Origin of the sequence: Streptomyces sp. NPDC057137 (assembly GCF_042670825.1) — a bacterium.
GTDB lineage: Bacteria > Actinomycetota > Actinomycetes > Streptomycetales > Streptomycetaceae > Streptomyces.
On sequence record NZ_JBHUUW010000001.1, the window covers coordinates 385174 to 398363 of the forward strand.

Genomic DNA, 13190 nt, shown 5'->3' on the forward strand with positions numbered 1-13190 from the left:
AGAAGGACGACTGTGGCCGATGAGCTGATCGATGTAGTGATCGCCGACGACCAGGAGCTGGTCCGGGCCGGCTTTGAGATGATCCTCGATGCCCAGCCGGGCATCCGGGTCGTGGGCGTCGCCCGCGACGGTGTCGAGTGTGTCGAGCTGGCCCGCCGGCTGCGCCCCGCAGTGGCGCTGGTCGACATTCGTATGCCGCGGATGGACGGTTTGGAGGTCACCCGCATCCTGGCGGGCGAGCGACCAGGTGAACCCGCGACGAACGTCGTCGTGATCACGACGTTCGACCAGGACGACTACGTGCGCGACGCACTGCGCAACGGGGCCTGTGGCTTCCTGCTCAAAGACGCTCCGCCCGCACTGCTCGTGGAGGCGGTACGGGCGGCATCGCGTGGCGACGCGCTCGTCTCGCCGGCGGTCAACGTGCGACTGCTGCGCAGACTGACGCACGGACTCGGCGGCGGCTGGGAGCACCGGGAGGCTGCCGGGCTGAGCGGCCGGGAGACAGAGATCGCCCGCCTGGTGGCGGTGGGCCGCACCAACCAGGAGATCGCAGAGGTGCTGTTCTTGTCACTGTCGTCGGTGAAGACGTATCTGGCCCGGATCCAGGCCAAGGTCGAGGCCCGCAACCGCGTAGAGATCGCGGCCTGGGCGTGGGAGAACAGCGTGGTCACCTCGCGCGATCAGCGTCTGTGACGGGGCGCGGCAGGATGGCCCGTACCTCCCACTGACCGGAGTCCGTCGCACCGGCCCGGAACGTACCGTCGAGTGCCTCGACGCGTTCGCGCAGACCGATCAGCCCGAAGCCGCCGAAGCCGCCCGCCGGGCGGTCCGTCGGACGCAGCTTCGCACTGTTGGTCACCGTCAGCTGCAGCCACTCCGTGGCGGCGTCCAGCCGCACGGTCACCCGCTCGCCCGGCGCATGGCGCAGGACATTGGTGAGGGCCTCCCGCACCACTCGCAGCACGGTCGCCTCGACCTCCGGGCTGAACCGGCTCGTGCGGACCGCGGCGCTCGCCTCGAGCCGGGCCGCCGGGGCGTTGGGGCGGCGTCGGGAGAACTCGCCGACGAGATCCCCGAGTTCGGCGAGCAGATCGCCCGGTCGCAGGGTCTGATGGTTGTCCTCGCGCAGCACCCGCACCAGCCGGCGCATCGACTCCAAGGTCTCCGTCCCGGACCGGGCGATCGCCTCCAGGGCCGGCTCGACCTTCTCGGGTGCGGTCGCGTGGACGGTCCTGGCCGCATTGGCCTGCACGATGATGCCCGTCATGTGATGGGCGATCAGGTCGTGCAGATCCCGGGCCAGAGCCAGCCGTTCAGCCTGCCGCACGTCCTGTACGGCGCGTTGCCGGCGGGCCTCGGTCGCGCGGAGGACGCACCCCATGGCGATACCGAGCGAGAGCATGATCGTCACCGCGTAACTGCCCGCGATGAAGCCGTCCAGCGTCCGGGTGCGCAGTGTCTGCATCACCATGCTGACGGCCAGGGCGGCGACGGTCCACGCCATGGTGCGGGCGGGCTGGACCTGAGCGAGTGTCCGGATGATCAGGCACAGCAGCGCGAACGCCTCCAGGTAGCCGATGTCCGTCCCGGTCACCGGTGTGAACAGGCATACGCAGGTGATCGTGAGGGACAGGGCGGCCATCCCCGCTGCCCGTACCGGGAATGCCGGCGAGTAGCGGGTGCCGGGGAGCGCAAGCGCGGCCGCGGGGCCGGTGACGAACACCGGCAGCCAGGTGGTGGGGGAGATCGGCGGTTCGGTCACGAACAGCAGCACCAGGATGTCGGCCGCCCACAGCAGGGCCAGGGACACCATCGCGGCGGCGGAGATGACGCGCCGGATACCAGGAGAAAACGGAAGCTTCCAGTCCACGTCACCAGCCTAGGAAGCCGAACCGCTCCCGTGGTGTCGGCCGGATGACCGACACGGCGCGCCGCAGTCCGTACTCAGGGCTGACACGCCGCCGTCGCGGACTGCCGCAGCATGGTTCCAGGGCGTTGGCGTTCCCCCGGCGCCGACGCCCCACCGCCGGCCCGTCGACGACGGGCCGCGCCCGGGCCTCTCGGCGCTCCGGGCGTACGGGGTGGTTCTGGAGTGTGTGCCGTGCCCCGTGGGCGCCGGCACACACTCCAGGGCGCCGGGCGAGCAGCCCAGGGCCCCGCCCTCTTTACCTCCTCTCAATACTGGCGTACGGAGTCTCTGGTTCTCATGGCTACATTTCTGCACCGGCTCGGGCGCGGCGCATTCAAGCGCCGCTGGCTGACCCTGCTGCTCTGGACGGTCGCACTCGGCGTCGCCGCCGCCGCGGCGGCGGGCAGTAGCGGCAGCAGCAACTCGGACATCACCCTGCCCGGCATCGAGGCGCAGAAGGCGTACGACGTGCTCGGCGAGAAGTTCCCCGCGGCCAACGCCGACGGAGCGAGCGCCCGCGTCGTCGTCCGGGCGCCCGACGAGGAGAAGCTGGCCGACAGCGGCCAGCGGGCCGAAGTCGCCTTGCTGCTCAAGGACTTGAAGGAGTCGTCGCCACGGGTCGCCTCGGTCGCCGACCCGTTCACGGCCAAGACCATCAGCGCCGACGGCACCACCGGTTACACCCTGGTGACCTACAAGGCCAAGGCCGCAGACCTGACCGACCGGGACCACAACCGCCTCGACGACGCCCTCGACACCGCACGCGACCAGGGCCTGACCGTCGAGGCTTCTGGCAGCGCACTGGAACCCGCTGAGTCGGGCGGTTCCTCCGAGGCGCTCGGGTTTGTGCTCGCCGCGCTGATCCTGGTCATCACCTTCGGCTCGTTCATCGCGGCCGGCATGCCGCTGCTGACCGCCGTGGTCGGTGTCGGCGTCACCATGGGTGCCGTCTCCGCGCTCACTGCCGCACTGGACCTCAGCAGCAGCACCTCGGCGCTAGCGACGATGCTGGGCATCGCGGTGGGCATCGACTACGCCCTGTTCATCGTCTCCCGCTACCGTTCCGAACGCGCCGCAGGGTACGACGCCCGCGAGGCGGCCGGCCGGGCGAACGGGACCGCTGGTTCGGCGGTGGTCTTCGCCGGTCTGACCGTCGTCATTGCCCTGGTTGGCCTGGCCGTGGTGAACCTGCCCATCCTCACGGCCATGGGAATGGCCGGCGCCGGCGCCGTCGTTGTCGCCGTGCTGGTCGCCATCACCCTGGTCCCGGCCCTGCTGGCCTTTGCCCCAGACCGGATCCTGGGACGCAGTTCCCGCCGGAAGCCCACCCGTACGAAGACCACCGCCCTGAAGGTGCCGCTGGCGGAGCGCTGGGCGGCCTTCGTCCTGCGCCGTCCGTGGAAGGTTCTGCTCTTCTCGGTTCTTGGTCTCGGTGTGATCGCGCTGCCGGCGACCAAGCTCGAACTGGGCCTGCCCGACGACAGTTCCAAGCCCACGTCGACGACGGAGCGCAAGGCCTACGACATGCTGGCCGAGTCGTTCGGCCCCGGGTTCAACGGGCCGCTGACCCTGGTCGTCAGCGGCAGCGACCCGGCGGCCACGAGGGCTGCGGTCGGTCAAGTCACCGATCAAGTCGCTGACTTGAAGGACGTGGCCGCTGTCACCCCGGGCACGTACAACCCGGCCGGTGACACCGCGATGGTCACCGTCGTCCCCAAGAGCTCGCCCGCGAGCGAACAGACCAACGACCTCGTCCACACCATCCGTGACCAGGCCCAGGACGTCCAGGCCGCCACCGGCGCGCAGGCCCTGGTCGCCGGTACCACCGCGATGAACATCGACGTCGCCGCGAAGTTCTCCGCCGCGATGTTCCCCTACCTGGCGCTCATCGTCGGCCTCGCCTTCCTGGTCCTGATCCTCGTCTTCCGCTCGATCCTGGTGCCGCTCAAGGCGGCGCTCGGCTTCCTGCTGTCCGTCCTGGCCTCTCTCGGCGCAGTGGTCGCGGTCTTCCAGTGGGGCTGGTTCAAGGACCTGTTCGGCCTGCAGGCCACCGGCCCGGTCATGAGCCTCATGCCGATCCTTCTGGTCGGCATCGTCTTCGGCCTCGCCATGGACTACCAGGTCTTCCTGGTCACCCGGATCCGGGAGGCGTACGTCCACGGCGCCGAGTCGCGAGCCGCGATCACCGAGGGCTTCCGGCACAGTGGGACGGTCGTCATCGCTGCCGCCCTCATCATGACGGGGGTCTTCGGTGGCTTCATCGGCGGCGACGACGCCATGATCAAGTCGCTCGGCTTCGGTCTGGCCGTCGCTGTGATCTTCGACGCGTTCGTGGTCCGCATGACCATCGTGCCTGCCGTCCTGGCCCTGCTCGGCCAACGGGCCTGGTCGCTGCCCGGCTGGATCGACCGGCGCCTGCCGCACGTCGACATCGAAGGCGAGAAGCTCGGCAGCGCCGTCCCCGCGCCCCTCGAACCCGCCCCCGCAGAAGCCGACTTCAGCCCGACCCGCTGAGCCCCGATGCGCCCGCGCATCCCGTGTGCGGGCGCATGTCCCTAGGAGTGAGTCATGCGTAAAGGCACCGCGGTCCTCACCGTCGTGATCATTGTCGCTCTGGTAGCGCTGTCCCAACAGAGCAAGAAACGCACAGCCGAGCTTCCGGACCTGCGCGGAATGACCCTCAGCGAGGCTCGGGCGGCCGCCCAGAACGCAGGATTCAACCGGCTCGCCGGTGAGGACGCCCACGAAAGCAACCGCCTTCCGCTGCGCGGAGGCAACTGGAAGGTCTGCTCTCAGCAACCGCCGCCTGCGCGCTTGCCCCTCACCACATCCGTCACCGTGCACGTCGTGAAGAAGGACGAGACCTGCTGAAAGAGCATTCTACGGTCCGCCGTCGCTTCGGCTACGTCGAAGCTGACATGAGGAAGCTCTGGCAGGACGGGAAACCCTGCCACCTCGCAAGAGATGGTCAACACCATCTCGAACTACACTAATCGGGGTGACTTCGCGCCAGTTGGAGCTACTCGGTTTGCACCAATGACGGCCAGCATCCCGGCGAGAAGTCGTGGCCAAGGCGGCAGGGCGCCACGCAGCGCTGGTCATTCACATCGTGGGGAACTGGGTACCTGTCGACAACCCCTTCCGTTTGCAGTCGTTCGCTCCATCTCGCCGTCCGAATCCGCGGAGAATCGGGCGCTGGCGAAGTCGCCTTCGCCATGAAAATGTGCCGACTTGAAAGAGCATCCTTTTGAGAATATGGCTCCCCGCATCCTGACGTCGTCGATGAAAACTGAATCATCAAATATGGCCGTGCCGAATTTAGGGGGTTGTTCAGGGGTTGCTCTCAGTTTCGCCAGGATCTGACTGAAGACATCTCCTGTTAATGTGGTTCCGCTCAAGTCAATGCCTGTTCCGGGGGTGAGTCTGTTCAAGTAGCTTTGCTGGCCGCTGGGGCTCATATGGGCCAGGCACTTTCCCTCGCTGCCAAGTCGTATTCCTCGGCAGCCCACAGCATCTTCCTCTGTAGCTCCTGTACCGCAGTAACTCCACGATGGAGGCATGGCCGTCATATGCCGATCACATCAGGATCAGCGGGTTGGGCGCAGTAACTTGTCCGATCTTGATGTGCTGAACCGCGCCTCCGGACGTCACTGTGGGCTCTTCGCGGACCAGGGACGGACCAACCGAGCAGAACCTCGTGGCCTCGTGGAGCCGCTGCCAGATGCGGGCCTCGTTCCAGTCGCGCGGTCGACGCCAGCACGTCATGCCCGAGCCGAAGCCCAACTCCTGCGGCAGGTACTCTCACTGGATCCCGGACGTACAAGATCCCGCACAGCACATCCCGGTCCGGCAAGGGCCTGCGACACAGATAGCGGAAGCGCCGTTCCCGCTGCCGCAGCAGCGGCTCCATGTGATCCCACAGCTCATCCGACACGATCCACGGCGAAGTCCCCACACCGCACCGAACGCTCAACTCCTGCCCCAGACACGGCAACCAGGAGCGATTCACCCCATTGTGTAGCCGTTGTTAGCGGCCAGCACTTCGCCAGATCCCCGTTCATCGGCCAGCAGCCTCGAAAGCGCATCCCCTTGTCAGGTGGCGGTTTCGAAGCCAGAGGCGGCCGACTCCTGTTCGCGGAACTGGGTGAGTCGGCGTTCAGCTTCGGGTCGTACTCCTCGGGCTGGATGCCGAGTTCGTGGTTGGAGTACTCGCCGAACCGCTTGATGTGCTCAGCCAGTTACGGCGAGATGCGGGTCAGGTCGTCCGCCGATCTCCCGGCCCTCAGCCAAAAGCTGCCAGTCTGGCTCCGGATGTCGAGTTCACAAAACCCGCCCCGAGCCCCAATCAGCGGCGGTTTGATGAGTGCAGAGACCAACAGCGCGGAGACCGTTCTGGAGGTTTCCACTTTTCGTGCACTGCGACTTGGACGAGCGTCTGGACGGTTACCACGCCGTGCCCGTGCTGTTCGTCCCAGACCCGTCCGGCCTCGCGGCATGGCTGCGCTGGCATGAGCGGCAGTCCCACGTACAGCTCATGGAACCAGCGTGGGAGGAGCGGCTATCGATCGTCCTTGTCGAGCAGGTCCTGAGGCTCCTACCTCGGGATGGAGGAGGCGGTCAGTGACTCACGGCGCCGCCGGTGCCGACTGCGGAGCGGGGTGTCCTTCGGGATGGTTGTGGATCCAGGACAGTCCTCCGAGGTCGAGTTGGCTGCGGGCCCGGGTGACGGCTACGTAGGCGAGGCGTGCTTCGGTGTCGTGGATGGGCCCGGGGACGGGGCGTCCGTTGGTGTCTTTCTGGTCGGTGTCTTTGGGCGGGGTGAAGTCGGGGGCGATGCGTACGGTGTTCCATTCGCGGCCTTTGGCGCGGTGGGCGGTGGAGATGGTGATGTCGGCGTGGGCTTCGGGGGTGAGCTGGTCGATAGCGGCGAGGATCGCTTCGGGGCCGTGCTGGTCGATGAGGTCGACGAACGGCTTCAGGTCGCCGCCGGCGGGGTCGTGTGCGGCGTAGTCCTGGAGTTCGCCCCAGGTGGCGAAGAGGAGCAGTTCGGGGTGCCAGGTGGGGCGGCCTTCCTTAAGGTCGCGGGCGGCGCCTGCCAGGGCACGCAGGCTGTCTCCGCCCCCGGCAAGGGCGACGCGGTGGCTAGTGGCGAGGTGGTTCATGACTTCGGTCATGGCGCCGATGTTGGTGCGGCACAGCACCGCATCGGGGGATTCGACGGGGTTGAGGTCGGTGGGGATGGTGTCGGTGCCGGTCAGGCGGATCGGGGCGCCGGCGATGGCCAGCCACCGGTTGGCCTCGGTCGCGAGGCGGGGGCCGAAGCGGAAGGACTGGGACAGGGACAGGGAGTGGCCGTCGAATCCGGTCATGATGTCGCGGGCGCCGCGCCAGCCGTAGATGGCCTGGGCGGAGTCGCCGACCATCACCAGCTGGGCGTGGTCGCGTTGTGCGGTGAAGACCTGTTCGAGGACGGGGTTGGTGTCCTGGGCCTCGTCGAGGAGGAGGAAGTCGGCGTCGACCCTCGGGCCGGTCAGTGCCCAGATCTTGAGGTAGTGGTCGTGGTCGAAGCGCATGACGCCGGTGTCGGGGTGCTGGAGGTCGGCCCACGCTTTGCGGGCGAACGGCAGCACCACGTGGGCGAGCTGGGCGTGGAGGGCGTGGTCTTCGAGGCCGCGCAGGCGCGGGACGTGGGAGCGGGTGAGGTGGGGGTCGGCGGAGTGGCAGTAGTGGGTGACGGTGCGCAGGACGGCGTGGGAGAGGGCTTTGTGGGAGACGTCGCGTTCGCCGATGCGGACTGTTTTGGTGATGCCGAGGTCTCTGCCGGTTTTCCAGCCTGCCTGGCGGGGGCCGTTGAGCCGGCGGGTGTAGCGGTGGCCGGTGGCGGCGAATGCGAGGGAGTGGGCGGTTCTGCAGGTGACGGTGAGCGGGAAGCGGGCGGCGGCGTCCAGGGCGATGGCTTTGTTGAAGGCGATGTAGCGGCCCCGGCGCTTGGTGCGTGTGGCGAGGAGGACCAGGGTGCTGGTCTTGCCGGTGCCGGCGCCCGCCTGGAGCGCCAGGTGGCCGCCAACCTGGAAGACGTCGGCGGCCGCGACCTGTTCGTCGGTCGGTTTCAGCACGTGCGCTCTCCGGTGGTGTGGGTGAGGGTGCGGCCGACAGCGGCCACGAGCCGGTCGGGGCTAGTGCGCGTCAGGAGTGAGCGCAGGGCGTGGTCCAGGTCCGCGGCCTCCCGCCGGGCGTGATCCTCCAGGGCTCTTCTGATGACCTGCCCCAGGAACTGGTGCGGTTCCTGGCCCTCGTGTTCCGCAGCACGGCGGACGGCGGCGTCAGCGGCTGGGCTGAAGGCGACGGAGAGAAGAACCTGTCCCTCCTGGTCTGGGTAGTGGGTGGTGAGAGCGTCGATGGGGAGCAGTCCTTTGAGGCGGCGCCGGGCGCGGTTCAGGGCCTGGTCGGGGTTGCCGGCTTTCATGAGCGCCATCAGGCGCGTCGAGTCGTGGTTCGCGGCGAGAGGCAGGGCCTGGGTCGCGCGGGCGAGTTCGGTGGGGGTGGCGGGCCGGGTCAGGGTGATCTCGACGGCGTGGCGGGGCATCGTCACTCCTCCCCGGCCTGCGGGAGGTCGAGCTGAACGCAGCGGTGTCTCCGGGCGCCAGCGCCAGCGGGGGTGGTGAGCGGCAGGCGGGGGTGGATGTGCTGGTGATGGAGCAGCGGGTCGAAGATCTCCCAGTCGGCACGTGCGAGGTCCGCGGCCGCAGGGGTGGCGGCGTGGGCGGGGCAGTGCTGGGTGCGCCAGCGCAGTTGCTCGGCGTAAGGGAGCGGGGTGAGGTCGTAGACCGCCATGCCACCCCCTGGCAGGGCGAGTTGCCCGCGCACGGCGGTGGCGAGCATGAGCGTCCAGATGCCGGCTGGCATGCCAGGGGTCAGGACAGGGTGGGTGCAGCGGTGACGTGTGCGGGTCTGGGCGACGCACTGGATGTCTTCGACGGGGCAGTTGGCGAGGTAGCGACCGTAGAGGAGCTGCACGACCGGTCGGGCCGGGCGACAGCCGGCCGACTGGAACTCGGAAGGGTTGGGCTGGGCGGTGGTGGGGGTGAAGGCGCCGGTGTCAATCATGCGGCGGGTGCGCAGTGCGAGGCGGCGGCGCAGCTCGGCCAGGTGCGGTGTCAGCGGATCAGGTGTCTCGCGGCCAGGACACAGGAGCGGGTGCGGGATCCGGCACCAGGCGGTCCCGTCGCCGGCGGGGTAGGCCGTGCCGGAGCTGACGTGCCAGCGGCAGGCCGACGGCATCACGCTGGTGGGCAGTTCGTTGGGATGGAGATCGACGGGCTGGTGGCCGATGCGGTCGTACCACTCGACGCGGTTGCCGCACGCGGCGCAGGGGCCGCTCTGCCCGGTGCGCAGGAGGCGACTGGTGCTGGTCGATGCGACCTTCAGTCGACGGTGGCGGCGATGGACCTGGGGCTGGGTGCCGCCCCAGCGGCGTCTGCTGGAGGCTGATGTGGAGTGCATGGCGGCGAACGTGCCAGGCGGCACGCCGACCGGGGGGTGTCGTGGCCGGTTAGGTCCCCCGGACGGCCTCTTTCACTGCCACACCCGTACGGCTGTTCGCTCGCGCGTTCGCAGGTCGTCACCGGTACGGGTGGTCCTCCCGCGGTCGCAAAAAGCGAGTTGAACGGTCTAGCCGTCCTGGGGCGACGGGGGTTCGTGGCCCACACAGAGGGTGCCGAAGAGCTCGTCGAGCGGGGCGCCGAGAGCGTGGGCGAGGGCGTGCCAGGTGGCCAGGGTTCCGATGGTGCGGCCCTGCTCGATCTCGATGAGAGTGCGCCGTGACAGGCCACTGCGGCTGGCCAGTTCGTCATAGCTCCAGCCGTGATCGCCCCGCAGCCGCGCCAGTTCCAGGCGCAGCGCTTCGAGGTTCGGGTCCGGCGGGAAGATCGTCACTTCCCCATCCGAAGGTGCAGACCCCCGCCCTGTCAGTGCAGACCTCTGCCCTACTTGTGCAGGGCGGTAGGCCGAACGAGAGGGCAGAGATCTGCACTACGGTGCGCCCACCACCCCACTCACCCGCCTCAGGTCACCGAAGGACCCCATACCGGCGCGGCCAGACAGGAGGAACACGCGCCCCATGAGGCTGTGCACCACCCCATACGAGACCGTCCGACGCAGTTGGACCGTCGAACTACGCCCCCGACACGGCGGGCCGGCCCTCCACTGCCCGCAGTGCACCGTCGACACCACTTCCGTCCCAGCGGCCTCCGCACGGTCCCACGTCCTCGCGCACCTGGCCCGCCACGCGCGCCGCGCGGCGCTCCCCGCCCATCTGCGGACCTGCCAGTGCCAGCAGCACGGATGCCACTGGCATCCACGCCACCGCGGCTGCGCCGGCCCGATCCTGCTCGTTCTCACCCGCGAACGCAGCGGCCGCACCTGGCGCCTCGCCGACACCTGCGCCGCCTGCGCCGCAGCCACCGCACACGCCGCCGTCGTCCCTGACACCACGCACGCGGCCTCAACCACCGGCCCACCGCCTTCTAACCGCAGCCCAGCCAGAAAAGGACCTGGTACAAGACCCGGCGGCCCGTCCAAGCAACTCCGCGTCCAGGAAATGCTCAGCTACCTCGCCTCCACCCTCCCCCACGGCACAAGCCCCGAGGCCCGCCTGCTCGCCCTCCAGTGCGCCCTGCGCACCGACAACAACGGGCAGGCCCTCCTGCCCGCCGGACTGCTGAAAGGCATGCGCCTGCGCTACGACCAGCCCATCTGGGAAGAACTAGAACAAGCCAACTGGCTCCACCTCCAGACATCCGACGACGGCCGAACACACCGCAGACCCCGCACGGTCCAGCTTCTCGACGCCGCCACCCACGTCCAGGCACCCAGCCGCACCGACCGACGCCAGGCAGCCGACTGGGCCCTTCGCATCACCGCGTCACCGAAACTGAGCCCTCAGCCGCCCGCGACACGCCTCACCCTCCTGGCCCTGTCCACCCACCATTCCCCCGGCGTCGCGCAGTTCAACACTGAATCCGACCGCCTGTATCGAGCTTGCGGCCTCGAACCAGACGCCCTCATCCAAGCACTCGACCAACTGACCCTCGCTGGCGTAATCGCGCAATGGCAATTCAGCCAAGACAGAGAGGACTTGAAATGGGCTCGTGCCTCCAATACCCCGCGCGCACTCCTGGCATAGAGCTGTCGCGCTAAGACCTGCTGCACGCCCAAGGGTGATTCTGGGTTGAGAAAGCGTGCCCGCGAGAGTGGCCAGAATCCCTAACGGAGGGCATCGATCCAGGTGTTGCCGGGTGGAGGTGGAAGAAGTAGCTGCCCGTAGTAAGCACGTGCTTCGCCCACGCCTCGCCCTCGAGCCGTCTCTGGACCGCCTCGGAGCCCTTGCCGCCGGTGACGAGGAAGGCGAGCAGTCGGCCCTGTCCGTCGCAAGCAAGGTGGAATGTGCTGGCCAGCCCGCCGCAGGAGCGTTCGAGTCTGCGTTCTCAAGCCACCTTTGGCCGCAGAATGCTGCTGAGCCCGCACAATGAAGAAGTCGATCGCGAACAGCCACTCCACCCTCCGCCCGGCTCCGGGCTGCGGCCATCGGCGCACGATGCTAAATCCGTTCCGACCGTTGTTGGTCCTGCTCGAAGGGGCGCTCCGGAACGGAGTGCGGGTTCGACGATGGAACAAGGATTCCCGCGATTCGGTACGTTCGTGGGACAGGGCGGCATGGCCCGGCATCTCTCCGCGCGCCGCGTGGCATTTTCGCCCACATGTGTCCCAAGCCCATGAACCATCCGCGTCTCGCCAGAATGTCGCCCACCACCTCCGCACGTGACGCTCTGTGGTATGTGAGTTCGACCGAGATCATCACGATCGAGTGTCCGACCTGTGGAGCTGCCAGGCGTCTCCCTTGTCGCACCCTGCGGAACAGACCCATCAGCGCCTTGCACCGCGGCCGCACCACCCGGTACCTCAACTGCCGCTTCGCTCTGGATCTCACCGAGCCGCACGTCCGGCTCCCCGAGAAGCGCATTGCCCATCGGGTCTCCTCTGTTGGGCTCAGGACAACCCGTTCTCCGCACTCTCAACCGTGGCAGCTGCCGATTCAGGAACTGTCCGATCTGATCAACGTCAGCTTCCTCGACCTGGCCGACGTCGTCACCGCCAGTGCGGTTGGTGCGCAACGCACGGATCTCGATGATGTGCTTTTCGGCCCGGACCACATCCAGCACAGCATGGACGCCCTCCTCTATGCCATGCATGACCGGCAGATCCGTCGTGAGATGCGCGTGCTGGTCATCGGGCACGACCAGGTGACCAACTCGCTCGCGGAACAGCAGCAGGCGCTGCGGCATCGGCTTCGCAAGACAGAGTGGCTCCTCAAGGAACAGCGCATCGCCGAACTCACCGCAGCCGGGGTCCTTCCCTTCCCGTCGGAAACCAATGACCCGGAACGGCTGGCACGGGCCTGGTTGGGACGCTATCTCAGTGCCGAGAAGGAAGCCTTGGTCCGCAGCATCGCGGCGGCAGACGGGCTCGCCGATTCCGTGACCATCCATATCAGGAGCATCGCAGAGAAGATCACCCGGAGTATCGCCAACGGTTGGCTCGCCGCGCCGGTCAATGCAGCCGTCGAACAGGTCTTGACGCTCGACAGCCAAGCCTTCCGCCGGCGTCTCATCGCAGACGCCGGTCAGCACGACGGTCGTGACGATGCGCTGTGCCACCCACTCGTCCTCAACCGGTGGCGCGACGAGCTAAAAGTGGTCCTTGCCGAGATCGCGCCTCTTGCGGAAAACCCCACCACCAAGCGTCTGCACGACCTGCCTCTCGTCGGCTCTCGTCGCAGCACTGCACAACTAGAACAACTCCATTCTCGTCGGCGTCTGTTCTCCGCTCTGCTGCAGCGGCGAGACGAAAGCGTGCGCCTGATTACTACTCTCAACGACGCTTTGACTCTGGCCGAGAAAAGCGATCCCAGCCATGTGAGACTCAAGCAGTCAGCGGACCAGGCCTACGACGAACTGGTACGTCGGCATTCTGGCCTCTACCAGTACATCCGTGCCCGTCTCGCCCCGCACGAGACAAGGCAAGGGAGGCTCCTGATTCAGGGTTCGCGCACCTGCCTAAAACAGCAGATCTTCGCCGAGCTGGACCGAATGCCCTCAAGTAATCGGCGGGCACGGCCGATGTAGCCCTGCGGAACGCTTGTGGAAATCACTCAGGCACGTGCAATCACCGCCGCACATGCCTAACACCATCCCGACACCGTCCCGACACCATTTTGCTC

At 67.7% G+C, this 13190-nt stretch carries 11 protein-coding genes and 1 pseudogene; 5 read left to right on the forward strand and 7 right to left on the reverse strand.

The features are described from left to right. Positions 1 to 12 precede the first annotated feature (12 nt). Positions 13 to 696, forward strand: coding sequence for a response regulator transcription factor (locus tag ACFT9I_RS01615; protein WP_364536480.1), 684 nt, complete (start codon positions 13 to 15; stop codon positions 694 to 696). Here the strand turns inward: ACFT9I_RS01615 and ACFT9I_RS01620 are convergent. Further along, complete coding sequence (locus tag ACFT9I_RS01620; RefSeq protein WP_382559250.1) at positions 671 to 1873, reverse strand: sensor histidine kinase; 1203 nt, start codon at positions 1871 to 1873, stop codon at positions 671 to 673. The genes ACFT9I_RS01615 and ACFT9I_RS01620 overlap by 26 nt on opposite strands. Before the next feature lie 336 nt (positions 1874 to 2209). Between ACFT9I_RS01620 and ACFT9I_RS01625 the strand changes: the two genes are divergently transcribed. Beyond that, positions 2210 to 4426, forward strand: coding sequence for an MMPL family transporter (locus tag ACFT9I_RS01625; protein ID WP_382559252.1), 2217 nt, complete (start codon positions 2210 to 2212; stop codon positions 4424 to 4426). Positions 4427 to 4480: 54 nt separating this feature from the next. Next, positions 4481 to 4783 carry a PASTA domain-containing protein gene (locus ACFT9I_RS01630; protein WP_382559254.1) on the forward strand — a complete coding sequence of 101 codons (303 nt, stop codon included), beginning with the start codon at positions 4481 to 4483 and terminating at the stop codon, positions 4781 to 4783. Between the two features lie 827 nt (positions 4784 to 5610). Here the strand turns inward: ACFT9I_RS01630 and ACFT9I_RS01635 are convergent. The 6 genes and pseudogenes from ACFT9I_RS01635 to ACFT9I_RS01660 form a co-directional block, all read right to left on the reverse strand. Continuing rightward, positions 5611 to 5906: pseudogene (locus ACFT9I_RS01635) on the reverse strand (transposase); the annotation flags it as partial. A gap of 631 nt (positions 5907 to 6537) precedes the next feature. After that, positions 6538 to 8025: a UvrD-helicase domain-containing protein gene (locus tag ACFT9I_RS01640; protein ID WP_382559611.1), complete on the reverse strand. Its 1488-nt coding sequence runs from the start codon at positions 8023 to 8025 to the stop codon at positions 6538 to 6540. Next, positions 8022 to 8498 carry a hypothetical protein gene (locus ACFT9I_RS01645; protein ID WP_382559255.1) on the reverse strand — a complete coding sequence of 159 codons (477 nt, stop codon included), beginning with the start codon at positions 8496 to 8498 and terminating at the stop codon, positions 8022 to 8024. Before ACFT9I_RS01645 ends, ACFT9I_RS01640 begins: the two co-directional genes overlap by 4 nt. 2 nt (positions 8499 to 8500) lie before the next feature. Beyond that, positions 8501 to 9415: a DUF6083 domain-containing protein gene (locus ACFT9I_RS01650; RefSeq protein WP_382559257.1), complete on the reverse strand. Its 915-nt coding sequence runs from the start codon at positions 9413 to 9415 to the stop codon at positions 8501 to 8503. 168 nt (positions 9416 to 9583) lie between these two features. Further along, positions 9584 to 9847 (reverse strand): helix-turn-helix transcriptional regulator, encoded by a 264-nt coding sequence (locus ACFT9I_RS01655; RefSeq protein WP_382559259.1) that lies wholly within the window; start codon positions 9845 to 9847, stop codon positions 9584 to 9586. Between the two features lie 238 nt (positions 9848 to 10085). Next, positions 10086 to 10268 (reverse strand): hypothetical protein, encoded by a 183-nt coding sequence (locus ACFT9I_RS01660; protein WP_382559261.1) that lies wholly within the window; start codon positions 10266 to 10268, stop codon positions 10086 to 10088. A 243-nt stretch (positions 10269 to 10511) separates the two neighbouring features. On the opposite strand from ACFT9I_RS01660, the gene ACFT9I_RS01665 reads away from it, so the two are divergent. Beyond that, the gene (locus tag ACFT9I_RS01665) at positions 10512 to 11096 is read left to right on the forward strand and encodes a hypothetical protein (RefSeq protein WP_382559263.1); all 585 of its coding nucleotides are present in this window, start codon (positions 10512 to 10514) and stop codon (positions 11094 to 11096) included. Between the two features lie 652 nt (positions 11097 to 11748). Next, positions 11749 to 13095, forward strand: coding sequence for a hypothetical protein (locus ACFT9I_RS01670; protein WP_382559265.1), 1347 nt, complete (start codon positions 11749 to 11751; stop codon positions 13093 to 13095). Positions 13096 to 13190 lie beyond the last annotated feature (95 nt).